At 34.7% G+C, this 24,615-nt stretch carries 25 protein-coding genes and 1 riboswitch; of the genes, 8 read left to right on the top strand and 17 right to left on the bottom strand.

Annotation, left to right across the window (positions count from 1 at the left end; genetic code table 11):
- Window positions 1-21 precede the first annotated feature (21 nt).
- The 3 genes from DN408_RS17145 to DN408_RS17155 all read left to right on the top strand — a co-directional run bounded on the left by DN408_RS17145 (window position 22) and on the right by DN408_RS17155 (window position 2,149).
- Entirely contained in the window at window positions 22-873 is an 852-nt protein-coding gene (locus DN408_RS17145) for a LysR family transcriptional regulator (RefSeq protein WP_078178924.1), read from the top strand.
- The gene (locus tag DN408_RS17150) at window positions 866-1,378 is read left to right on the top strand and encodes a DUF3916 domain-containing protein (RefSeq protein ID WP_016127385.1); all 513 of its coding nucleotides are present in this window, start codon (window positions 866-868) and stop codon (window positions 1,376-1,378) included. The genes DN408_RS17145 and DN408_RS17150 overlap by 8 nt, the downstream gene beginning before the upstream one ends.
- 93 nt (window positions 1,379-1,471) lie before the next feature.
- The gene (locus DN408_RS17155) at window positions 1,472-2,149 is read left to right on the top strand and encodes a YdcF family protein (protein WP_016127386.1); all 678 of its coding nucleotides are present in this window, start codon (window positions 1,472-1,474) and stop codon (window positions 2,147-2,149) included.
- Window positions 2,150-2,204: 55 nt separating this feature from the next.
- Here the strand turns inward: DN408_RS17155 and DN408_RS17160 are convergent, their stop codons facing one another.
- From DN408_RS17160 to DN408_RS17170, 3 genes are all read right to left on the bottom strand, one after another.
- The gene (locus DN408_RS17160; RefSeq protein WP_078178925.1) at window positions 2,205-2,564 is read right to left on the bottom strand and encodes a hypothetical protein; all 360 of its coding nucleotides are present in this window, start codon (window positions 2,562-2,564) and stop codon (window positions 2,205-2,207) included.
- Between the two features lie 87 nt (window positions 2,565-2,651).
- Complete coding sequence (locus tag DN408_RS17165; protein ID WP_078178929.1) at window positions 2,652-3,023, bottom strand: hypothetical protein; 372 nt, start codon at window positions 3,021-3,023, stop codon at window positions 2,652-2,654.
- A gap of 115 nt (window positions 3,024-3,138) precedes the next feature.
- Entirely contained in the window at window positions 3,139-4,755 is a 1,617-nt protein-coding gene (locus tag DN408_RS17170; RefSeq protein ID WP_078178926.1) for an FAD-dependent oxidoreductase, read from the bottom strand.
- Between the two features lie 502 nt (window positions 4,756-5,257).
- On the opposite strand from DN408_RS17170, the gene DN408_RS17175 reads away from it, so the two are divergent.
- From DN408_RS17175 to DN408_RS17185, 3 genes are all read left to right on the top strand, one after another.
- Complete coding sequence (locus DN408_RS17175) at window positions 5,258-5,602, top strand: ArsR/SmtB family transcription factor (protein ID WP_078178927.1); 345 nt, start codon at window positions 5,258-5,260, stop codon at window positions 5,600-5,602.
- A gap of 18 nt (window positions 5,603-5,620) precedes the next feature.
- A complete protein-coding gene (locus DN408_RS17180) occupies window positions 5,621-6,619 on the top strand; it encodes an NADP-dependent oxidoreductase (protein ID WP_002190327.1) in 999 nt (332 codons plus the stop codon).
- Window positions 6,620-6,796: 177 nt separating this feature from the next.
- Complete coding sequence (locus DN408_RS17185) at window positions 6,797-8,263, top strand: protein adenylyltransferase SelO (protein ID WP_078178928.1); 1,467 nt, start codon at window positions 6,797-6,799, stop codon at window positions 8,261-8,263.
- Window positions 8,264-8,995: 732 nt separating this feature from the next.
- Here DN408_RS17185 and DN408_RS17190 read toward each other — a convergent pair.
- The 7 genes from DN408_RS17190 to DN408_RS17220 all read right to left on the bottom strand — a co-directional run bounded on the left by DN408_RS17190 (window position 8,996) and on the right by DN408_RS17220 (window position 14,178).
- Window positions 8,996-9,187, bottom strand: coding sequence for a Phr family secreted Rap phosphatase inhibitor (locus DN408_RS17190; RefSeq protein WP_002165311.1), 192 nt, complete (start codon window positions 9,185-9,187; stop codon window positions 8,996-8,998).
- Window positions 9,187-10,299 carry a response regulator aspartate phosphatase gene (locus DN408_RS17195; RefSeq protein WP_002128443.1) on the bottom strand — a complete coding sequence of 371 codons (1,113 nt, stop codon included), beginning with the start codon at window positions 10,297-10,299 and terminating at the stop codon, window positions 9,187-9,189. The genes DN408_RS17190 and DN408_RS17195 overlap by 1 nt, the downstream gene beginning before the upstream one ends.
- Window positions 10,300-10,543: 244 nt before the next feature.
- On the bottom strand, window positions 10,544-11,149 hold the full coding sequence (locus tag DN408_RS17200; RefSeq protein WP_016127389.1) for an FMN-binding negative transcriptional regulator: 606 nt from the start codon (window positions 11,147-11,149) through the stop codon (window positions 10,544-10,546).
- Between the two features lie 187 nt (window positions 11,150-11,336).
- Window positions 11,337-11,873, bottom strand: a complete 537-nt coding sequence (locus DN408_RS17205) for a GrpB family protein (RefSeq protein WP_000808566.1) — start codon at window positions 11,871-11,873, stop codon at window positions 11,337-11,339.
- A 24-nt stretch (window positions 11,874-11,897) separates the two neighbouring features.
- The gene (locus DN408_RS17210) at window positions 11,898-12,245 is read right to left on the bottom strand and encodes a DUF4260 domain-containing protein (RefSeq protein ID WP_000415340.1); all 348 of its coding nucleotides are present in this window, start codon (window positions 12,243-12,245) and stop codon (window positions 11,898-11,900) included.
- 6 nt (window positions 12,246-12,251) lie between these two features.
- Complete coding sequence (locus DN408_RS17215; protein ID WP_016127391.1) at window positions 12,252-13,643, bottom strand: FAD-binding oxidoreductase; 1,392 nt, start codon at window positions 13,641-13,643, stop codon at window positions 12,252-12,254.
- Between the two features lie 136 nt (window positions 13,644-13,779).
- On the bottom strand, window positions 13,780-14,178 hold the full coding sequence (locus DN408_RS17220; RefSeq protein ID WP_002146401.1) for a DUF2871 family protein: 399 nt from the start codon (window positions 14,176-14,178) through the stop codon (window positions 13,780-13,782).
- Between the two features lie 255 nt (window positions 14,179-14,433).
- Between DN408_RS17220 and DN408_RS17225 the strand changes: the two genes are divergently transcribed.
- Complete coding sequence (locus DN408_RS17225; protein WP_000636220.1) at window positions 14,434-14,937, top strand: GNAT family N-acetyltransferase; 504 nt, start codon at window positions 14,434-14,436, stop codon at window positions 14,935-14,937.
- Between the two features lie 33 nt (window positions 14,938-14,970).
- Here DN408_RS17225 and colA read toward each other — a convergent pair whose 3' ends face one another.
- Both colA and DN408_RS17235 read right to left on the bottom strand, forming a co-directional pair.
- Window positions 14,971-17,886 carry a collagenase ColA gene (colA, locus tag DN408_RS17230; protein ID WP_002128448.1) on the bottom strand — a complete coding sequence of 972 codons (2,916 nt, stop codon included), beginning with the start codon at window positions 17,884-17,886 and terminating at the stop codon, window positions 14,971-14,973.
- A 201-nt stretch (window positions 17,887-18,087) separates the two neighbouring features.
- Window positions 18,088-18,765 (bottom strand): MgtC/SapB family protein, encoded by a 678-nt coding sequence (locus tag DN408_RS17235; protein WP_147740267.1) that lies wholly within the window; start codon window positions 18,763-18,765, stop codon window positions 18,088-18,090.
- A gap of 313 nt (window positions 18,766-19,078) precedes the next feature.
- Here DN408_RS17235 and DN408_RS17240 point away from each other — a divergent pair, with 313 nt between their 5' ends.
- The gene (locus DN408_RS17240; RefSeq protein WP_147740268.1) at window positions 19,079-19,597 is read left to right on the top strand and encodes a GNAT family N-acetyltransferase; all 519 of its coding nucleotides are present in this window, start codon (window positions 19,079-19,081) and stop codon (window positions 19,595-19,597) included.
- Between the two features lie 200 nt (window positions 19,598-19,797).
- On the opposite strand, the gene DN408_RS17250 is transcribed toward DN408_RS17240, so the two are convergent.
- The 5 genes from DN408_RS17250 to DN408_RS17270 all read right to left on the bottom strand — a co-directional run bounded on the left by DN408_RS17250 (window position 19,798) and on the right by DN408_RS17270 (window position 24,359).
- A complete protein-coding gene (locus DN408_RS17250) occupies window positions 19,798-20,706 on the bottom strand; it encodes a VOC family protein (RefSeq protein WP_098632815.1) in 909 nt (302 codons plus the stop codon).
- Between the two features lie 81 nt (window positions 20,707-20,787).
- Complete coding sequence (locus DN408_RS17255) at window positions 20,788-21,573, bottom strand: amino acid ABC transporter substrate-binding protein (RefSeq protein WP_147740269.1); 786 nt, start codon at window positions 21,571-21,573, stop codon at window positions 20,788-20,790.
- An 11-nt stretch (window positions 21,574-21,584) separates the two neighbouring features.
- Window positions 21,585-22,346 (bottom strand): amino acid ABC transporter ATP-binding protein, encoded by a 762-nt coding sequence (locus DN408_RS17260; protein WP_179957902.1) that lies wholly within the window; start codon window positions 22,344-22,346, stop codon window positions 21,585-21,587.
- A 19-nt stretch (window positions 22,347-22,365) separates the two neighbouring features.
- Window positions 22,366-23,034 carry an amino acid ABC transporter permease gene (locus DN408_RS17265; RefSeq protein WP_002066492.1) on the bottom strand — a complete coding sequence of 223 codons (669 nt, stop codon included), beginning with the start codon at window positions 23,032-23,034 and terminating at the stop codon, window positions 22,366-22,368.
- A gap of 69 nt (window positions 23,035-23,103) precedes the next feature.
- Window positions 23,104-23,210: riboswitch (SAM riboswitch) on the bottom strand.
- A 237-nt stretch (window positions 23,211-23,447) separates the two neighbouring features.
- Window positions 23,448-24,359 carry a VanW family protein gene (locus DN408_RS17270; protein ID WP_002128453.1) on the bottom strand — a complete coding sequence of 304 codons (912 nt, stop codon included), beginning with the start codon at window positions 24,357-24,359 and terminating at the stop codon, window positions 23,448-23,450.
- Window positions 24,360-24,615 lie beyond the last annotated feature (256 nt).

Raw genomic sequence — 24,615 nt, forward strand, 5'->3', positions numbered from 1 at the left:
CCTTTTTCGGGGTGATAATAAATGGACATTAAAGATTTAACGGTTTTTTTTGAAGTTGCGAAAGAAGGAAATATATCTCATGCCGCTAAAAACTTAAACTATGTACAATCAGGTGTAACGATGCGTATAAAACAACTAGAAAACGAATTAGGCGTACCACTATTTTATCGAAACGGAAAAGGTGTTACTTTAACTTCTAACGGAGAAATTTTATTAACATATGCAAAACAAATCATCCACTTAATGGATCAATCCATTAAAGCTGTTCAAAGTAGCAGAACCCATCCGAAAGGCACATTAAAAATCGGGTGCACAGAATCTACAACAGCCGTTCGTCTCACACCTATATTAACGACCTATTATGAAAAGTATCCAGAAGTCGAATTTATTTTAGAAACAAATACGACCGAATGGTTAACTCAACTCGTCTTAGACCGTCAACTGGATGGAGCATTCATCGCTGGAAATATTCAGCATGTTGAACTTCATACCCTTTTATTTCGAGAAGAAGAACTCGTTCTCATTAGTAAGACTCCTCTATCTTCCTTTAAAACAATAGGAGAACTGAATTTACTCGCTTTTAGTCAAGGATGTTATTACAGAAAACTATTAGAAAACTGGCTTCAAGAAGAAGGGGTTTCACCTAAAAGAATACTAGAGTTCGGAACAATTGAAGCAATACTTGCATGTGTAAAATCAGGTATGGGCGCGGCTATTATGATGAAATCCATTATTCCAGATTATGAACATGGTGTATCTTTAAATACATTACCAAATCACTTTAAAAAGGTTCCTACTACCTTTATTACTCGAAAAGACATTTTTCACTCAGCTGCCTTGCAAAAATTTATGGAGATGATCAACAATGCGTGAACAGAAAATACGTGGTATGAAACGAAGAACACAAACTCTTATAAAAAGAATTGAAGACTCTACTAAAGCATTTCCGTCTACTTTCTATAACGATGAATACTGGCATATGCCTTTACCAGGCTCTCAAGCTTTTATCGATTCTAGTACAACACCTAGGAAAGTAAAGCGATTGTGCATTCAAGCCCTGTTAAATCAAGCGAATCAATTAATGACAATGAAACCGAACGATACAAATACATATCGAGTCGTTGTTATGATCAAAATAGCAAGCTTATGGAACTCACAAATCATCATATTTAAAAACGATGACTACTTTCAAAATTTTTTCAATAGAGATAACGAATTTCAAAAATGGATTCCCCTCTCCAATGCTTCCGACTTCGGGCATGAATGGAAAATATCAATTTCTAACAGCATCCAAACATTGCATTTCCAAGAGATAATCCATGATGAAGATGGATTTTATGATGAAGGAGAACTTTTGTTTATAGGAGAGTTATCATAAAAGGGGAACTGCCAAATGAAAAGCTTCCCTTTTTCTACTAAACAAAATCGCTATATAATGAATTTAACATTTCACTATATAGGAGGTTTTCATATGGTAATCCCTAAATATCCTGAAGTCCCACATCTTACGAAAAAACAAATTGAAGAAATAACCGAAATCGCTTTCCTAAAAAAATCAACACCACAACAGTGTGATGCAATTTTCGTTTTCGGTGGTTCCCATCCTGGTAATTGGCAAGCTCCTTTACATGCTTATCAACAAGGTTTAGGTGCACAAATTATCGTCACAGGTGGTACTAGTTTACATGGAATGAAACATCCAAACTGGCATTATGGAGATTTATCAGAATCAGAAGTAATTGTTAACAAGTTAATTGAACACGGTGTACCGGAAGATGCTATCATTTTCGAGAAAAACTCTCTCCATTCTATCGCAAATGTAATTGAAGCTAAGAAGATCTTTGATTTTACAACAATTAATAGTTTACTATTTGTATGTAAAAGCTTAGGAGCAGGCCGGCAATATAGAGTATTAAAAAAACATTTACCAAAACATATAACTTGTATTCCATATACATTTGATACAAGTTTTGATGGTGATTTTATAATTAATAGATATAATTGGATGGAAAACGAGAAAAGTCGCTCTATGATTTTCGGCGAATACTTGAGAAATGTTTGCTACGGCCGAAAAGGTGGAATTGAACCTCCTGAGAAAGAGATTGAAGGATTAGAAAAATACGTAGTATATTACCAACATCTTGCATAATATTTTTTCAACATAAAAAATATCGGGAAGCCAATATAAAGGCTTCCTGAATATTCTAATGATGCATAAATAACACTAAAATTACTTTTCCTTTTTCATTTTCCCATATTTCAACAAAGAAGAGATATTCATCTGGGAAATCTTCTAAAGATACTGGTTCATCAGTAAGACAAATATTATTGTGATATTTTGTATCCCATTCGGCTCTCACATCATCTATTGATTCACGCTCTAAATTACTTTTTCGATCGTCAAAATAATTGGATATAAACACTTCTTCTATTCCACCGTTATAAATCATTTGTTTCAGTTCTGCCAACGTAGGATTATTAGAATATATTTTATTTGAGACTACGATGTCATTGTTGTATAACCGCTTACTCTCATTGTCTATAAAATAACCTTTTCTTCTCATAACGCTCAGCCCTTTATGTTCATTTTATTATACAGATAAGGCATAACTAGCGATATATTATCATAGACGCCTACCATTGTACACATATTAAGCCAACGCAGCTGGCGGCAATAATTGCGGTCCTTCCCCGATGCGCGCCAATACCCAATCATCGTAATACCACATTTCTGTTTGGCGACGACTCATCATATAATCCCAGCGTACTTCTCGCTCAAATTCAATGATTTGTCCGTCACCACCAATTGTCACCCAGTTAAAACTTCCGTTATTATGCATCATCTTTATCCATAGAACAGGAAACTCCACAGTTTGTCCCCCGTCAACATAATGTCTAGTTTGTTTTTCTATACGAAGTAAAGTTAGGCCCTTTGCATATTGTCGATCAACCTTTTCCATTACATCCATCGCTATTTTCTCTGCCTCATCCTTATGAGGTAGTTTATTAGCGTATACTGGCATCATATTCGTGTAACTTAAAAGATGCTTACTCTTTTGAGAAGTAATAGTTGTTATATGAAAGCCACCATAATTCAGTGGTTCTTCTGCTTTTGAAATACAAGCGGTGTTTTTATATTTAATTACATAATAAACGATTCATTATCTCTTCAAGTAATATACCCGGCTTTACTACCTCATTTTCCGTACGCCATCCAATAAATCCATCTGGTCTTATTACTACCGCTCCTCCATTTTCTATCCCGTATAGTTTTCTAAAAAAGTTACCTTGATGGATAAAATCACCAGTTAAACCTACCTGATACACTTTTATCTTTACTCCTAATCCAGATGAAACAACATTTGCAGCTTCAGTCCAAGTACTAGGCTCTGCTCCAGTAAGTAACACAAAGTTGCTACCAAATAGATCAAGTATAGAAACTTCTTTTCCTTCATAAGTTCCCCAAAAATGTGGCGCACGCGTTCCCGGGCGTCCGTTCAAATCAACTATATTCATTCTATGCGGTGTGTTACATTCGTCTATAATTGCTTCTGAGCAATACTGATAACCAGCAGTGACAGCTAAACTATCCATATTACTCAAATTACCTTCCTCTCTATTCGCAGCACGAAATAATATACTACTCGCATAGTCCGTCGTTAATTTTGCAACAGGATATCTCTCGTCATGATAGGTTTCTAACAATTTTGGATTTGCTTTCCCTTTTATAACAGCCGCTAATTTCCAAGCTAAATTATGTGCATCTTGTATTCCTGTATTTGAACCGAATCCTCCTGTTGGCGGCATAATATGCGCCGAGTCACCAACTAAAAAGATGCGATTGTCCTGAAATTTTACCGCTGTACTTTCACTCGCTTCCCACGGCAAAACACTTACTATTTCTGGCTTAATATCCGTACTTCCAATTGCAGTTTGAATAATTTGTTTACAGCGTTCTATAGAGAAATCCTCTGGTCGCTCCCCTTTTACTGGATCATAAGCTACATGATAAATCCATTTACTTTCGTTATCGACTGGAATAAGCGCACCAATTACTTCTGGATGAAGTATCATAGTAAAACCGAATGCGTCTCCTTTAATAAATTCACTCAAATCCGCTTCAAAATATATGTTCATATAATAACCACCGATTGTACCACGGCCCTCGGTTAAAATACCTAACTGTTCACGTATTTTACTTTTCGCTCCATCTGCTGCAATTACATAATCACAATGAATCATGCTCTCTTCTTTCGTTTTACGATTTCGAATCGTTGCTATTACTCCGTTTCCATTTTGCTCATAAGAAACTAGTTCATGATAAAAAGATAGCTTCCCGCCTAATCTCTGTGCTTCTTGTAACATCATCTCCTCTAAAGTAATTTGATAACAAGCAGTTTGTTTTGATGGGCTAATCTCTTCCACTTTACGAAATGAATTTTCGTTATTTTCATACTGCGCCGCCCTTATTTGTTCCAACTCTTCATGCTTTACCTCAGCTATTGTTTGAACTGCAATTCTCCCGTGACAATTCTCTAATGCTTTACCAGCTAATCTAATTCCTTTTTCTAGACCCAGTTCTCGGAATAATTCCATTGTGCGAAATGTAATTCCACCCGCTTTCGGATGAATCGCAGTAGACGGATGCCTTTCAATAAGTACATAATCAATGTTATGTTTCGCAAGAAATAATGCAGACGATAATCCTGATAATCCCCCTCCAACAATTAAAACTGGTACATGTTTCGATTCCATACATTTTCCCTCCACATATATTCTTCTGAGCTCAGTGACATAAATATAATCAAAAAACCAACAAAAATATAGACTTATATTTCATTTTGAATTATCATATAGATAGATTACGACCCAAATTACTTTTATCCTTTCATACATCTACAAGTCACTTAATTTGTGTGTGTATGAAAGAATAAAAAAGAAGGCCCTACTTTACTTTGAACTATTCTCTGATATAGACATCAAAAATAATAAAAACATTATAAGCGGTCGTAACCTTGTAAATTATACAAGGTTATGACCGCTTATTTTATTGTTAAATGGCTACCCTTTATCCTCGGCAGACAACGCATTGTTAAATCATTTCCTACCGTTCAACTCCATTATTTTCTATACGTACAAATTGATTCGTCTCGATTTTCTTTCTCAATATTGCAGCTCATACAACATTCATGTAGCATTACCGTATCGATGTAATGGTTCATCATCTTAAACCTTTCGACTAATTATTGGAGGTATAGTGATTGAAATGAATAAACAAGAACAATTAAATGTTATTAAAGAAGATTTTATTAATTGTCAAAAAGTATTAGTGGCAATTGGTGACGAAACACGTCAAGCTATTTTGTTAGTTCTAATGAAAACAGAATGTCAAACTGGATTACGTGTTGGCGAAATCACTAAACAAACACACCTTTCTCGACCAGCAGTATCACATCACCTTAAGATTTTACGAGAAGCTGGTATTATTTTAATGCGTAAAGAAGGTATAAAGAACTTTTATTATATTGACATACGTACAAAATTAGGATTATTAAAAAATCTTGTATTAGATATTGAGAAGCTACTGCAAAACTTTTATTGAACTTTGGAGGTATAAGAAATGAGAGCAATGGTGATTGATAAGTACGGGAAAGTTCCAATGCGTATGACTGAGATGCCCACCCCTGAAATAAATGAGTATGAGGTGCTCGCAGAAATTCATGCAGCTAGCATTAACCCAATTGATTTTAAAATACGCGATGGAAAAGTGAAGTTGTTACTTAAATATAAAATGCCCCTTATTCTTGGTAATGACTTTTCTGGTGTCATTGTAAAAGTCGGAACAAAGGTGACTCAATTTAAAGTTGGTGATGAAATATATGCACGTCCAAGAAAAGATAAGATCGGTACTTTTGCGGAATATATAGCCATTCATGAAGATGATATAGCCTTAAAACCGAAAAATTTAACTTTTGAGGAAGCAGCGTCGATTCCACTCGTTGGCTTAACATCATATCAAGCATTACATGACATCATGCAATTACAAAAAGGACAAAAGATTTTGATTCACGCTGGATCCGGCGGTGTTGGTACTTTCGCAATTCAGTTAGCAAAAATAATGGGTGCCACTGTTGCAACAACTGCTAGTGAAGCTGGTGAAAATTTAGTAAAGTCTCTTGGCGCAGATGAAATTATTAATTACAAAAAAGAAAAGTTTGAAGATATACTGAAAAATTATGATGCGGTATTTGATACACTTGGCGGTACAACACTTGAAAAATCATTCGATATTATAAAAAGCGAAGGGAACATTGTTTCCGTTTCAGGAATGCCGAATGCTCGCTTCGGTAAAGAATTTGGTTCAGGATTTTTCAAAACACTCTTATTTTCATTAGCAAGCAAAAAACTTACTGCACTTGAAAAAAAGCATAATGCTCAATATTCGTTTTTGTTTATGAAACCAAGCGGAGATCAATTACGTATAATTGCAAAGTATATTGAATCTGGACAAATCAAACCTATAATCGATCGCATTTTCCCTTTTGAAGATACTCAAAAAGCAATGGAATATTCAGAGTCTGGAAGAGCAAAAGGAAAGATAATTGTAAAAATCAAATAATAATAAAACTCCATTTTTTTAAAATGGAGTTTTATTATTTGCTGTTAAATAGACATAGTGCAATGAAGTCCTTACAATAGATTTCAAGGGGAAATATCATATTATACTTTTAGCTAATTTTACAAAGAATACATACGTACAAATACATAATAAAAAAATAAACAAGGAGGAGATAAAATGACTAAAAATAATGAAGCAGGTTGGAATTTAGATAATAGTTATACGACTTTACCACAATCATTTTATACAGAAATCCCCCCAACTCCTGTACACTCACCGGAGTTAATTAAACTAAATAATTCTTTAGCAATATCTCTTGGCTTTAATCCTGAGGAACTAAAAAAGGACGCTGAAATCGCCATTTTAGCTGGTAATACTATTCCAGAAGGAGCTCATCCACTAGCTCAAGCGTATGCTGGGCACCAATTTGGTCATTTCAACATGTTAGGAGATGGTCGTGCCCTTTTAATTGGAGAACAAATTACTCCTTCAGGCGAACGGTTTGATATTCAATTGAAAGGTTCCGGTCCAACTCCATATTCGCGCCGTGGTGATGGTCGCGCTGCACTCGGTCCAATGCTACGTGAGTATATTATTAGTGAAGCGATGTACGCGCTTGATATTCCAACTACTCGCAGTTTAGCAGTAGTCTCAACTGGCGAAACAATCTATCGCGAAACGAAGTTACCTGGAGCTATTTTAACTAGAGTTGCAAGCAGTCATATACGCGTTGGAACATTCCAATACGCCGCAGCTCGAGGCTCAATCGAAGATTTCAAAGCTTTAGCTGATTATACGCTAAAAAGACATTATCCAGAGGTTGAATCTACTGAAAATCCATATGTCGCACTACTACAAGAAGTCATTAAGAGACAAGCAAGCCTTATCGCAAAATGGCAACTCGTTGGCTTCATTCACGGCGTAATGAACACTGACAATATAACGATTAGCGGTGAAACGATTGATTACGGTCCATGTGCCTTTATGGATAGTTATAATCAAGGAACAGTATTTAGCTCTATTGACACACAAGGCCGTTATGCATACGGAAATCAACCATATATGGCTGCATGGGATCTCGCACGTTTAGCTGAATCTTTAATACCGATACTACATGAAGATGAAGAAGAAGCACTAAAAATTGCACAAGATGAAATTTCAAAGTTCAGTGTGCAGTACGAAAACAATTGGTTCCTCGGAACGAAGAAGAAATTAGGACTATTTAGCAATGAAGAGCAAGATCAATCACTTATTGAGAAACTTTTAAAAGCAATGGAAAAATATAAAGCAGATTATACAAATACATTCCGTGCATTAACTGACAATATATTAGAAAATGCACCTTTATTTGAAAGTCCTGAATTTAAAGAATGGTACGAGCTATGGCAATCTCGGTTAGAAAGACAAAAAGAATCGAAAGATGATGCATACAAATTAATGAAAAATAACAACCCAGTAATCATCCCTCGAAACCACAGAGTAGAAGAAGCACTAGAAGCAGCTGTTAAAAATGGAGACTATAGCGTAATGGAGAAACTTCTTCAAGCTTTAGCAAATCCTTATGAATATTCTCAAGAACAAGCGGATTACTGCACGCCTCCAGCGCCGTCGAATCGTCCTTATCGTACTTTTTGTGGGACGTGATTTAGAGCACTAAGACTGTTTTTCTGCTCCTAATTGTATTATTTATTAGTGTAATTCCCACTAAATTCAAGTACACGATTCGTTATTTTCCATAAAGGAACATTATAAGTAGAAAAGGTGTTTTCGTATAAAAACACCTTTTCTACTTTTTTCTCCATCTTGTGAAAAAAAACGTAATTTAATACTCTAGTTTGCGTTTCTTTTATGTATTACATATCGTTAGCATATTCTATGTGATTACAGTTGTATATTATCACCTCTATCAATTTCCTCCCATGCGAAAAAGATACATACACCAAACAAGCTGTCACGAACAAAGGAGAGCTCCTTACTTCCTACCTATTTCTTTCCTAATACGTTAACTTGGTAACTGTTCTATTAAAATTCTTCTATTCAATCTTCATTTTTTCTTATTATATTCAGGTACATCGATAAGGAACAACTATTCTCGAATATAAAAATCCAGCTATTGTACAAATGTTGATAAAAAATAAAGGAGAAGAGAATGAATCCATTTTAATATAACTAATGAGAATTTGTATGTTCCAATATCTTCACTATATTCCTCAACAATCTTTTATTAAAATTCATTACAATAGTTTAAAATTATGACGGATTACTTTCAACATAATGTGAAGGTAGCTCTAACAACAAAAAACTGGCTTGTAAACCTTTAATGTTTACAAGCCAGTAAATAATATCAACTAAAGCTAGCACTCTTAAAATAATACTTTAGAGTTGTCTTCCCTCTAAGTATACTAACTCAGGTCTCGTTGGAGACCACCCTTCTCCGTGAGTCGATTGTAACTTATTGACGACAGTATTTGCGGTTGCTGTTTGTTGAATCTTTGGAGTAGTATTTATCGTAAAAACTGTAATACCTGTAACAGCTAAACTCATTACCATTAAACTCAGTTTCTTCATTATTTTAACGCCCCTTTAGCTAAATTTGTTTTTCTTGCTTCAAGACTTAAACAAAAATATTCACTAGACGTTTTATAATCACACACCTCATATAACCTAGCTGCCATCACCTCAGCATATTCTTCTACATAATAAGAAAGATTCTCTTCTTTGAAATAAGAAATCCCTGTAACAATTACCCTTTTTAATTCCTCGATAGTCACATTATTATTTAATGCTTTTAAAATATTGAAATGATGTGTATATTCTTCATTCTCTACTTCTAAACAAAGTTCCAATCCTTTTTCAATAAGGATAGAAGATACATTTGTTTCACCTAACTTAGAATATTCCCTAGCTTGTAAAAAAACAGCTTTGAAATGATTAGGTATTTTCTCTGTTACTTCTGATAAGTGACGGATAGCTAATTCAGAAAGGTTTTGATTTGCATATAGCCACCCTAAGTTGTGCCGCACGAATGAAATTAATCTTTCTTCATTATTTTTTTGTAATAAATTTAATGCAGAATTTAAATGTTCCTCGGCCTGTTCAAACTGTTTTAGAGATACACAACTCATTCCAATAGTATTTTCGCAAGAAGCAGTATTACTTTCATAACCTTGGTGTTTAGAGAAGATATCTTTTGAAATAGTTGCATAGTGAACAGCTAAAAGTGGTTCATTATTATTATGATAGAATAAGGCTAACTTAGATTGAAATTCAGCTTGTTCAATTTCTTCTGGAACGTCTTTCAAAAGAAACTCTGCTTTTTCATAATATTTTTTCGCTTCTTTATAATCTTTAATTATAGTAGCATATACCGCTTTACAAAAATGGTAATAATAAGATAAGAAACCATCCGTCGGAATTTTAAAAGAATCTATTTCGTCAAAGCTTCTCTTTGTGATACTAAATCTATCAACAAGCGTTTTATAACGAAAATCTAGTAAGAAATAATATAATAAATTTTGTTCTTGCAACATTTTATTTGATTCTTGTTTCAAAACATCAATATTTTTATCAATTTCTTGTTTTAAATTAGTTGCTTTTGACAATTGTTGTTGTAACATTGCTTGATACCATTCATTAAGTTGCTTTGTAACCTGTTCGCTTCCCTTCACTGGAATGTTCATAAGATCCCCCTTTTTTGAATATTCTCACATAAATAATAACAAATAGATATTAAGATATAAATATCTCATTAATATTTCTCAACATTTATTTAACATTAAATCCATTAAATTAATCACATGCTGTAAATTTTTTAAAACACTAAAGAAAATTGCCCCCATAAATACAGCGTCTAAATCACTATAAAAATCTATAAATACAATATATTAACACTTTATAAATGTGTATTCACACTCCACCATTATTTTAAACACCCTTCTTCATCAACTCTGCAATCCCCCTGCCCCCTTCACTCCCAACTTTCTCAAGTTCTTCTATAACTAATTCTCTTCTCTCCACAGAATGATTTTGACTTAACTTCGCTTTCCCTTCTATTTTATTTATCTTTATTCTGAACCCAACTATTCCCCTACTTAATCCTTCCATATAATTCGGATCTACATCCTTCAGTGAGTAGGTGCTCTTTGAGTTTTCATATTTATGTACTAAATCTTGAAGAGAATCTATTAATTCCTGTTCATCTTCAACAATTTCTAACTCTCCATATACATGGACCGCAACATAGTTCCATGTTGGTACTGCTTTATTTGTTTCATACCATGACGGAGAGATGTAACTATGTGGTCCTTGAAAAACAGCTAACACTTGTTGATTTTCACTATCTTTCCATTGCTCATTTGGACGTGCAAAATGCCCGGATAAAGTAAGTGTTTCCCTATTTAACAATAACGGCAAATGCGTTGCGTACGGTGCTCCGTTATGTTGAGAAAATAAAGTTGCAAAGCTATTTTGTTCAATAATTTCGTACTTCGTCTCTTCATCTTGTATAGTGAAATGTTTTGGTATGTACATAAGCTCCCTCTTTTCTTATCTTCTTATTTCTCATTATATTTACGAGATTTATTATTTGGCAGGGGCAGATTGTAATTGTTTTATAAGGTCAGTTCATATAGTAAAACTTCTTCTTCAAAAACAATAGGTGGCATTATATGATTTCTGCCACCTTAGTCTATTTTCGTATTGATACAAACTCTTCTATTCAACTATCCTTCATAGCTTTTTCTAATACAGCTTCAATAAATTCCGTTTTGCCTAAGCTATAACTTAAGCGATTTTCCGCCGTTTCTGCTAATTCTTTCTTTAGCTTTCCATATTCAATAACAACGTTTGGATTTCCACGAAGGTAATCACGAAACGCCACATGTCTTCTTAACTCTTCACTATTCTTATCGCATACATATAAATGATGTTCCATCCAAATTGTATTCTTCCCGTCCCTCGGAACATATTGATCCTTTCTCCCAAAAGCTTCTCTCCCCTTAAAACTCCACTCTTCTTGATGAAAATAACCTATCTGTTCAAGCCTCTTTATTACTTTCGGAAAAACATCATAATCTTCTATTACAACATCGACATCTAATATCGGTTTAGAAGCAAGGCCTTTAACAGATGTACTCCCAACGTGCTCTATAGAAAAAATGAGTTCTCCCATTACGTTATTAATCAACGTCTGTAATTTACAAAATTCACTTTCCCATTGTGTATTATATTTCTCAACAGTAATAAATTGTTTCAATTGACCACCCTTCTCAAATCACTTTTATAACCTCTGAATATGCGTATCCTTAAAATCAGTTTCATACTTCAATCCATACCCAAGCATTCGATCCATTCCAATATGTGCTGTCCATATTAAACCAACCATTAAAATTGTATCCATCTTTAAATAGACCCCTATTAAAACAAGTAATATTGATATGATATATGTGTGAAATAGATTATAAATTTGTGCACCAACACGTTTGTTAATAGCGTACGCCACCATTGCTAAATCAGGTGCAAAAAGTAATACGATAAATAATAACCAACTAAATCCACATAATGCATATATATAAATCGCAGCTAATAAGACGACCAATCCTTCAAAGTGTATAATTCGTTTCTCCAAAATTCATCATTCCTTATCTGTTAGCTTGAAAATTTTATTCGGATTTAAAATATTTTGCGGATCAAGAGCTTTCTTTATTTTCTCCATTACCAATAATGCCGCGCCATGTTCTTCTTCTTGATACTTCCGTTTTCCGATTCCAACACCATGTTCTCCCGTACACGTTCCACCACGTTTAAGAGCATATAAAACGATACTTTCATTTATTTCATCCGCTTTTTCCACTTCTTCTTTATCGTTTGGATCAACCATTAAGAGCACGTGGAAATTCCCGTCTCCTACATGGCCAAGAATACCACCAACAAGACCTACTTTATCTAATGTCTCTTTCGCATGTTGGATTGCACCCGCTAATTCTGAAATTGGTACACATACGTCTGTACTCATAAGCTTTTTACCAGGATAGCTATGCACGTAAGAGTACGCTAGATTATGCCGTGCATCCCATAATTTATTTCTCGCCGCAGTTTCCGTTTCAAAAGCAACTTCTTTACATTTATGATCAAAAACAATTTCCTTCGTAAATTCAATGTCTTGCTTTAGCCCCGCTTCATTACCGTGAAACTCTAAAAACAATGTAGGCTCTTCTCTGTAACTTGTTTCATTATAATGATTTACTTGTTTCATAGATAATTCATCTACAAGTTCAATTCTCGCAATTGGAATACCCGCTTGCAGTATATTAATAACAGCTTCTACCGCATCATTTATAGTTGGAAACGATGCTCTCGCAGCCATAACATGTTCTGGTATGCCGTATACTTTTAATGTTAGCTCTGTAAAGCATCCAAGCGTACCCTCTGATCCTACGAAAATACCATTTAAATGATAACCTGATGATGACTTCGCCGCTAAATTGCCAGTATGTATCACTTGCCCATCAGCAAGCACCACTTCTAAATCACGAACTTGATCACGCATTACGCCATACTTAACCGCTGTCGTTCCGCTCGCATTCGTAGCAGCCATGCCTCCTAACGTTGCATCTGCACCTGGATCTACACTAAAAAACAAACCGTACTTTTTCAATTCTTTATTGAGCTGAGAACGAGTCACTCCTGGTTGTACTTTCACAAGAAAATCTTTCTCTCTTATTTCAAGTATTTTGTTCATTAATGAAAAATCAACTGTAATCCCCTTTTCATAAGGAATTATATGACCTTCTAAACTAGAACCTACTCCAAATGGAATGACAGGTTTTTTATGCTCACTCGCTACTTTCATTATTGCTCTAACCTCTTCCATCGTTTTTGGAAAAACAACTACATCAGGTAAACTACTATTATGGTAAGATTCATCTTTACTATGTAACTCTCTTACTGTCTTATTAACCACTACTTGATCTTCAGGAAGTACATCCTTTAATTCATTTACTAAACGCTCAATTGTTATTTCCATTACATACTCTCCTTTTATATTATTTACTCTACATTAATTATACCATTTTTATACAAAATAATTAGAATAGTTAAATTTATGAAATTTTATATACAAAGAAGAACTTGCAGTATTCCCTACAAGTTCTTTTTTGAAACTATATTTTAGACGATTTTTTCAATAAAATCATAAACCAAACTAAAGTAAATGCCATCAGAGAATGAGAGAACCCTACAATATAAGTTAACCCTTTAAAGTCCGCTCCATTTAGTTGAAGAAGTCCTCTCGCTGCCAGCGATCCTAACATTAAAGTTAATGCGATATTATGTAAAACAAACCATTTATTAAATCCTTTCACTTCATGAAAAGCGAATACTTTCGCTAATCCTAAAGCAATTAAAAAGAAGAAAAAGCCAAGTACTAACGTATGTGTATGCAAAAGATTTAATAGTGTAGATCCTAGTATTCCTTTAAATTTCCCATACTCCCTAGCGAATATTCCTGATAGTAAACCAATAATTAAATACGTAAACGATGCGTTATATAATTTCTTCATTATGTACCTCCTTAAGTAGAATGTGTAATGTGTCATATTTAGTAATAATGATAGTTATATAGTAAAAACTCCTAGTTTCCTAGGAGTCATTGTATAAGCATCTCACTCTTTACAGTCAATCCTAATTATAAAATATCCTTTTATACAAAACAATCGAACTTTATGTGAACAAGCAGGACTCTATTAAAATATGTTGCGCTTTTGTGTTACACAATCCATACTAATTATTATAACTTATAAAGGTGGTGCAATAGATTGATAGTTCTTGAAACTGAACGACTCACTCTTCGTTGGTTCGATATACAAGATGCTCCGTTTATTCTTGAGTTAGTAAACGATCCTGCATGGATTCAGTTTATTGGTGATAAAAGGGTTAGAAACCTAGAAGATGCTCAAAATTATATTTTAAACGGTCCGGTCGATATGTATAATAAAATGGGCTTTGGTCTTTACTTAGTTGAACGAAAAGAAGATCTCACTCCACTTGGCATGTGCGGCCTTATTAAAAGAGATTCATTAGAAGATGTTGATATCGGCTTTGCCTTTTTAGAAAAATTCCGTTCGAAAGGGTACGGCTATGAATCAGCTGCTGCGGTAATCGAATACGGTGTACATAAGCTAGGTATGAAACGAATTGTAGCAATTACTTCTATAGATAATGCAGCTTCAGGCAATCTGTTAGAAAAAGTAGGATTGCGATTCGAAAAAATAATTTCAGACTCCGGAGAAGATCTAAAATTATTCGGGTATAACGCATAATAAAAAAGGTCGCCATTCATGGCGACCTTTTTGTTACTTCACTTCTACCGTATAATTCCCTGTTCCCCCACCATATTGATATACATGTAAATAATACTTACCTGGATGCGCATTGTAGCTGCCCACTAATTTATTTCCTTGCGTCTGAGCATACGTAACATAATTATTTAAATCTGCTGCTGAATAAAGAACCCAGTTTACCCCAATATTATTTTCCTTCGTTACGTTAATTTGGAGATTCCTAGCTGTTTCCACATTTATTTCAAAGTAATCACTTGTATCACCGTTTCCTAAACTTGCACGTAACAATTGGTTTAACTGCAGTTTATTCGCTGTTTGGAATGAATTATTCGGCTCTTTTTCTACACTGTTATCTTCTTTCTTTTGAACAGTTACACTTGCTGTAGCAGTATTAGTTAATCCTTTATCGTCTGTTACTGTTAATTTTGCTGTATATGTTCCTTCTTTTGTATATACGTGAGTTGGATTTTGTTCACTACTTTCAGTACCATCGCCAAACTCCCATTTATAAGAAGCAATTTTCCCATCTTCATCTTTTGATCCATCGCTTTTAAACGAGATTGCTTCATTTACATTTCCGCTATACGGACCATTTATTACCGCAACTGGTGCTTTATTCACAGCACCTTCTTCTGTATTAATACCATGGAATACAACATCATATTCAAATTGTCCTGATGCATTCACACGGTAATTTACAAAGTACGCTGTTACTGTTTTATAGCCTGTCCATTCTTTTGCACTTAAACGCTTTAACGTATCATTCACGTTTTGTGTAATTGTTTTCCAGTCTTCATATTCTCCTTTTGCAGTAGTACCTGTATACGTTCCTTGTAGTGTAAATGTATTAAAGAACTGTGATTTATTTTTCTTAACTGATACATTACTTAATTTTGCTTCCGCTGTAATTTCTGCCGCAATATCCGAAACTGGTTTCGGTGCATGAGTTGCTAAATAATCATCTGACACTAACGGAACATTATATTTCTCACGATTGTCTACTAACATTTGCATATAGTCTTGATACTCTTTATTTAAATTCGCATCTTTACTTAAAGCAGAGCGGTATGCATCATATGCTGTTACATCATTTTTCCTAATAAGATCATGAACTTTATCAAACATATCGTATCTCTTATTGTACATATACGATTGTAAAGCAAAGGAATAATTGTAGAAATCCCACGTTCCATACTTTGCATTTAACGTTCGCTCTGCGGTATAACGTTCTGCTGGATTCGAAGATAGTCCTCCTATAATACTCTTTCTTGGAACGACGTTGTCCGTTCTCGTTGCACCTGCAAAAAACTCAGCATTCCCTTCTTCAAACCAAGATAATCTCTCATTCTCATACATCTTACCTTGTCCCCAAAGTCCTGGCACTTCATATCTACCTTGTAAATAATGCGTGAATTCATGTCGGAACAATTCTTCTAAACTATAAATACTTTCTTCTGGCGTACGTTCATAAGTAAAGAACGTACCTGTTCCTTCTATATAAAGACCGCCGTTATTCGTTTCATACCCGTACAATTGACGATTAAATTGATATTCAGCCGGGCTATTATAAATAACCATCGTTAATACATCGTCTGGATTTCCTTTTTCTAACGGTTGGTCACTTTCAACCGTACGATGGAATTGTGCCTTCACTTCTTTTGCTGCCCAATATAAACGTTTAACTTTCTCCTCAGTCACTTTATCTCCCGCTTTTAAAACAATTGCACCATCATCAAACGTATACGTTTTCGGCAAATACTTTTTCTTCCCATCTTCTCGTATTTGATCTAAATTAACAACGTTACCGTTTGCATCTTTCCCGCCATAATTCGTCGTAATTTGCTCAGCTGCTACGAAATATTGCTCACCTAAATAAGGATAGATTTTCATCGCATCTGTTACAACTTGTAATCCTTTTGTCCCTGTACTATGGAATGTGCCGAGTCTACCTGTATAATAAATGCCATTATTAATAAGCCATCCGTTTTTCTCTGTAATCGTTCCCATTAACGCGAATCTACTTAATTCATTAATATAGCTATCTATTTTTTGGTACCATACTGTATCTTTCGGTGCTTTTCTCGTATCGTACAAATACGATTGAATATCGTAATCAACACCTTGCATAATATCGTAAATCGCATTTCCAGCTGAAAGATTATCTACCAATGTAGAAAAATTATCATTATATTGCTTAAAAATCTTTGCAGCCGATGTTATCGTTTCCACATCACTCGAAGCATTTCCTATTAATTTCCCATATGATGATACAACTTTATTTTGTTCTAACGTACCGAGTTTGAAATTTGGATTGTTCGCAATCGTTTTTAATGCAGGTAAGCACTTGTCATGATAGCTACGTTCATTTAGTTTACTTAATTCTGTATTATAAAACCCTAAATAAAACCCTGATCGCAAAACTTCCACTAATGTCTCAATCCCTTTTGAATCGTCTTGCGTATAAGCCTGTCCTTGCTGCTTCAATTTATCAATAATTGCCTGCATCCTACTATCATTTTGATAGAATGCAAGACTGTCCTTATTAAACTGAAATAGCCCCGTAATTTGCTCCCAATCGATTGTTACAAGTAAATCTACTAATTGTTGATTGCTTAATTGATTTAATTCAGCAATTGTATAAGTTTTCGCTACAGCTAATTGCTTACTTTCCTTTTTTACTTCAGGCGGTCTTTGCGATAAATCAGCAAATTGTAGCCTTTTCTCAAAAGACTTGCTTTCTAATACTTTCGATGAATGAGCTAATTCTTCCACTGGTAATTGTACACCAACCGGCTCCATTTTTAGCACATTTCGATATGAAACTTGCTCTCCCTTAGTATCTTCCGCCAATATGCTTCCTTGAAAACTCCCTAACATTAAACTAGCAAAACTTACCCCTACTAAAACTTTTTTTGAATAGCCTTTCATGCTCTCCCCTACCTTACATTTTTTAGTGTCCCGCTCCATTATTTTACTATTCTGACTATTTATTCTGTATTGAGAAAAAAGAAGGGAACGTTCACACATGTATCCACTCAAAGCGAAATTAACACTTGACTTCACATGTGATTTATGTCAAAAAGATAGATAATAGCGAAATTCCTGCTACATCTATCCTCTATTTCAACACTATGATTTTAACTTTATAAACGTAATTTCCGGCAATGTTTGCATATGCTGAATAAATGCATTCTTTTCTTCTGACGATATATTTTTCAATTGCATTCCTACCTTATAAACTATTTCTGTATCTTGCTGTAAAGCTTCAACTTCATATGAAAGTATTGGAATACCTTTCACTCGTAGAGTCTCTACTATTTGTTGTACCGCTTCGTGTTTATTTATACACATTTGCACTGTTATATTTTGCGGAAATAAAAATTGCACCTTAAAAATACGACTTACAATCTCTAAACCAATCAAAACGAGAATCATCGCTCCAATCCCTACAACATACATACCTGCTCCAATTGCTAGCCCTATTCCTGCTGTAGCCCATAAACCAGCCGCTGTCGTTAATCCTTTCACTGCCTGCTTTTGAATAATGATTGTACCTGCACCTAAAAATCCAACTCCACTAACAACTTGCGCTGCAATCCGGCTCGGATCAAGAGCCATTTGTTCTTCAAACACAATATCCGAAAAAGCATATTTCGAAACGACCATTATTAAAGCACTCCCTACGGCTACTAGGAAATGTGTTTTTAATCCAGCTTCTTTTGAGCGAATTTCCCTTTCAATACCGATTATCGCCCCTAACAAACCAGCAACACCGATTCGTATAATAAAATCAATATGTAAGCTCACGAGCACTTCCCCCTTTTATTCATTATAGAGAGATAAAACAAAAATTATCACATGCATCTACCCATCGATATAAAAGCATTTTATTAAAATACATTTAATATCCCAGTGATTTTATGTTAATATTTTAAATATTAACATAAATGAAACAACCTACTTCTCATACAAAAAAACTTTAAAGTTCAACGTCTAACTTATTTTCAGTTAAAAATGGCATATGAGTTGCGTGAAATGAGGTTGAGAAATTCAGGAAACGCTTTCATTTTATATCATAATTTTTGTGAAATAAAACATAAATAAAAGGAGCTTACTAACAATGAACGTCTCTTTACTTACACCTACTACTGATTTACAAGAAGAATACTTAGATTTTTATAACGAATGGAAAGATAGCGGTGAAACGATGATTCCATGGGTTATTTCAAAAAATCCTTCTAATTTCACGGCAATGATTCAAGAATTACACGACGCACATAACGGAATAAATATTCCTGAAACTTGGGTACCAGATTCTACTTATTGGCTTGTTACAAATGAAAATAAAATTGTAGGAGTTGTTAATATTCGTCATAGTTTGACGGAGCATTTATTTAATGCTGGAGGCCATATCGGTTATGGTATTCGCCCTTCTGAAAGAAGAAAAGGTTATGCTACAAAGTTACTAGAGTTATCATTAGAAAAAACGAAAGAATTAAACATCACGAAAGCACTTGTCGTTTGCGACAAGGTGAATACTGCTTCAGAGAAAACGATTTTACATAACGGCGGTCTCCGTGATGATGATTTCATTGAAGAAGATGGGAATGTTGTGAGAAGGTATTGGATTGAGCTCTAAATAATCAAAAACAAGCCAGAAAGTGATTAAACACTTTCTGGCTTGTTTTATCCCGCGTTAACGGGCAGTACAACTCCCACCTCAAAATTCAGCTGGAACAAAGAAGTTAGGCGGGGGATTAACTGCCCATAAACGCCCGATTGGTGAAGGCTAATAATCAGTGGGGGATGAACAAAGCCCCCACTGATTAAAGTTTCACTTTATACTGCTTCTATTTCAAACTGCACTGTAATACCACTTGGATCTACTACAGTAAATCCATTTGTAGTTTCATTTATTTCATGTTGTTTTTCTATTAATCTTTCTTTCACTTCATCTAACGCTTCTTTATGCGGTAGTACTATCGTATACACTTTTAGTCCAGTTGCATGTGCTGGTGGATACGGATTATTTACTCCGTTCCACGTATTTGCACCGATATGGTGATGATACCCTCCTGCCGAAATAAATAAGCAATCATCTTCACGCTGCTGCACTTCAAAGCCTACTGTTTCTACATAAAACTCATGTGACTTTTCTACATCAGCTATTCGTAAATGGACGTGCCCAACGACAGTGTCAGCAGGTAATCCATCAAACTCATAATTAACGAGCGTTGCCAGTTCTTTTAAATCTAGTGGCGTACTTCCCCCTGGCCCTTCTCCCCATTGACCTCGAGGGCGATCTGCATAAATCTCGATACCATTCCCCTCTAAATCTTGTAAATAAAACGCCTCACTATACGTATGATCACTTGCACTATTAAATCTTGAAATTGGCAAAATTTCATTTGAATATGTATAACGCCCTTCTTGCTCAGCCGGACTATCAATTACCTTTTTATTGCGAATAACACCAAATAGTGCCGAAGCAAAAGCTTCACGAGTCGGAACTAAAAAGGCTACGTGATATATACCCGTCGTACGCGGTTCTTGTAGCACTGCATCTTCCAACTGCTCAAGAACAAGTAACGTATTCTTACCACCTTTTCCTGTTAAATATGCTTTATTCCCCTCTTGCTTACTTACCTCTAACCCTACTACATTCTCATAAAAAGCAATTTGACGCTCTAAATCTTTTACTTTAAATTCGACATGACCAATACGTGTTTTCGGATGAATTTGTACCATGAATAACTTCCTCTCCAGTTCCCTTTAGTTTTTTATGTAAGTTGATAGGCAATAGGCCCATTCAACGAATACACCTTAATTTTATTTTTTTGTAGCATCAACTTTTAGCCATTTTTTCGATATGTCACTTAATGTTCCATCTTGCTCTAATTCTTTTAACGCCTTGTTTATATCTTCTAACTTTTCACTCTTTTTTGCAAATGGAAATGCAATCTCTCCCCATTCAAGTGGGCCAAATCCAACTTTTACATTATCTAGTTTCGCCTTTGTTATTGTTGTTTCCACTTGAACTTTATCATTATAATAAGCATCGACGCGTCCGAATCCTACTTCGTTCAATTCCACCGTTGGGTCCTCTGAGTACGTTTTAATCGTAAAAGCATTATTTTTATTTAAAGCTTTTAACTCTTGCTCTCCTGCTGTACCAAGTCCAACACCTACAGTCTTTCCTTTTAGATCCTCTAGCGATTTAATTGTATTATTATTTTTCTTCACCGCAAAAACAGAACCTGAATACACATACGGGATCGAAAAGTCATATTTCTTTTTTCTTTCCGGAGAAACGGATAATTCATTTGCAATCGTATCAATACGGCCTGAATCTAATAAACCGAATAATCCTTCAAAATCAGAAACATTCCATTCTACTTTATATCCAGCTTTTTTAGCAGCCGCTTCAATAATTTCAGCATCAAAACCTTTTACTTTCTCACCCTCTTTAAATATAAATGGGCTACGACCTGCAGAAGTCCCAACTTTCACTACTTTTTCATCTGTCTTTTTACTTGCTGCATTAGAACCACATGCAGACAAAGCTCCAACTGATAGTGTTAATGCTAATGTTAGTAATAATGACGATTTTCTCATAACTCTTCCTCCTAAATAACGAAATGGTTTCCTTCTTCAGATGCATTTAATTGCCGCAAAAACTTTTTCGTACGTTCATTTTGTGGGTTTCGAAAAATCTCTTCTGGCGTTCCCTGCTCTACGATAATTCCATCAGCCATAAAAATAACGCGATCAGCCACCTCTTTTGCAAAATTCATTTCATGTGTAACAATAACCATCGTTATATGTTGTCTTGCCAAGTCTTTAATAACTTGTAATACCTCATTAACTAATTCTGGATCAAGTGCTGAAGTCGGTTCATCAAACAATAATACAGCTGGATTTAAAGCCATTGCCCTAGCAATCCCTACCCTTTGCTGTTGTCCACCTGATAACATCGTCGGATAAAAATCTTCTTTATCAGCTAAGCCTACTTGTTTTAATATTTCTCTCGCTATTCCATTTGCCTCTTCTTCACTTTTTTTCTGTACAACCGTTAATGCTGTTGTAATATTTTGCAATGCTGTTTTATTTTTAAATAAATTATAGTTTTGAAAAACCATAGCTGTTTTTTGACGTAATTTTATGATTTCTTTTTGATAAAGTTTCTTCGTATGAATCTCTAAATCTTCAATTCTAATACTGCCATCATCCGGTTGTTCTAATAAATTTAAACATCGTAGTAATGTCGATTTCCCTGAACCAGAAGGTCCAATAATTACTACCACTTCCCCTTTTTTGACAGTAAGTGAGATTCCTTTCAGCACTTCATTATGTTTGTAAGATTTATACAATTTTTTTAACTCAATCACATATATCACCTCATTTCTCTTATAAATACGGTGCATCAAGTTTCTTCTCCAACCTTTTCTGTCCCCAGCTGATTACGATTGTAATAATCCAATACACAATCGCTACCGCTAAATAGCTTTCCATATAACGATACGATTGTGCCGCCAGCATTTTCGCTTGTGCCAATATTTCAGCCACTCCAAGTGCAAAAGATAACGAAGATTCTTTTAACAATCCAACAAAATTATTTCCAAGTGACGGCACTGCTACACGAATAGCCTGCGGAAAGATAATTTGTCGCATCGCTTGTGCTTTTGTCATTCCAACTGATAAACAAGCATCCATTTGCCCTGATTCCACAGCATTTAATGAACCTCGAATGATTTCTGACAAATAAGCAGCATTATTTAAACTGAGGCCAATTAAAGTTGCTTGCATAGCTGTAAGTACTGTAAAAGCCGGAGATATTTGTGGCAATCCGAAATACAACACAAACAATTGAACCAATAACGGTGTTCCTCTAAAGAAAGAGATATACACCCTTGCAATTGGATATAAAAATTTCGTTTTGTTTTTTGTAATGATCGCCAAGCCAATCCCTATAAAGAAAGAAATAATCATTGAAACTACAGTAATCCCTAAAGTTATGTATACATACTTAAATAATTGCGGAAAACTTTCTAAAAAATACGCTACATCAAATTTCACTCTATCCCCCCTCTCTAAACAAAAAACTCTTCTTACACATATAAGAAGAGTTGAATGTTAATCCACTTCCCTTCATCTTCCAAACGCCTTTTACGTTTGCTGGAATTAGCACAGTGCTTTTTTAGCCTGTTGCTGAGATTTCACCGGGCCAGTCCCTCCATCTCTCTTGATAAGAAAACTAATAAATTTTTCCATTTATTTAGTTGTTATTATGAAGAATACAGTTAAAATTAAACAATGTCAATAGGAAAACTAAGAATTAAACTCAACCCTTTTTCGAACATACTAGTAATACATCAATTTACTATTCTTAATAAACTGTACACAAAAGCCATCTCCTCTGAAATTCAGAAGAGATGGCTTCAATTATAGAAACTATAAATATTTTACTTTCTTATCCTTTAACTACATATTTATTTCATCTTATGTACTTCAGCAACTAACTTTCCGCCTTGAATGCCCATATAAAGCTTAACAGGAGCATCATTCGTATTTTCAAATACTAAGTCTAAATATGGATAAGCAATTGTAGCATCTCTTCCCTGAGGGACATAACCTACTGTTTTAGAATGTGTAGTTCTCTCTACCATTTTCAAACCAGCTTGATCTGCTGCATTGTATAGCGTTGATGATGTTTGACAAACGCCACCACCATAACCATCTACTAATTTACCATCTACAATTTCTTTACCTAATTGATATCCTTTATCTGGCGTTGTATCACCGATTAATGCATTGAAAGAGAAACTGTCTCCTTTTGCTAATACAACTCCATTTATGCTCGCTGCCGACAAACGAATATTCTCAATACGGCCACCTGCTGATCCACCTAAATTCGTTTCATATCTACCAATTACCGTGCCACTTCCTTGCGCATCACTTAATGTTGCGGTAGGCTTTTTCTCAACGATAGGTAACTGATATGAAGAATCCCACATACCAACGTTTAATAATTTATCTACTAATTCTTTTTCCATTAATTCAAAAGAAGGCTTTCCTTCTTGCCATGATCCATCAGATGCTATACGTGAAGGGACCATCTTTTTGTCAACACTTTTCCCGACTTCACCTGCAACCTTCGTTACGGATTTTTTGAATTTCGCCTCATCTTCAAAATAACCTAAACTCGATAAGTCTATTTTTTTCACTTCAGTACCAGTACGCCCATCCACTAAGCTAATTGAATCCTGTACATCAGCCTTAGCCTCTACAACATTCCCACCAAAATCACTTACTAATGCCACATCACTTACTTTTGTACCACAACCACTTACTACAGCTACGCATAGCACCCCTACTAATATACCCTTTATTTTTCGGAACAATATACTCTCTCCTTTTCCCCAACATTATTTCTTATGTATTATTTCATTTTTATGTATCTTTTGTTACAATCATTTTACAATATATTTAGAAAATGTTACAAGTTGTTTTTTACTCTATTAAAATTACTCTTTTCTTTTGTAAATGTCTATACATATTTATATAAATTTTCGAGTTTGATAAAATTGTAATTTTTATGCAACCTATCTCCATCCAGTATATACCATTCAACAGATGAAATACAAATGTAACACCCTT

It is taken from the genome of Bacillus sp. AR13-1, assembly GCF_008042285.1.
Classification (GTDB): domain Bacteria; phylum Bacillota; class Bacilli; order Bacillales; family Bacillaceae_G; genus Bacillus_A; species Bacillus_A mycoides.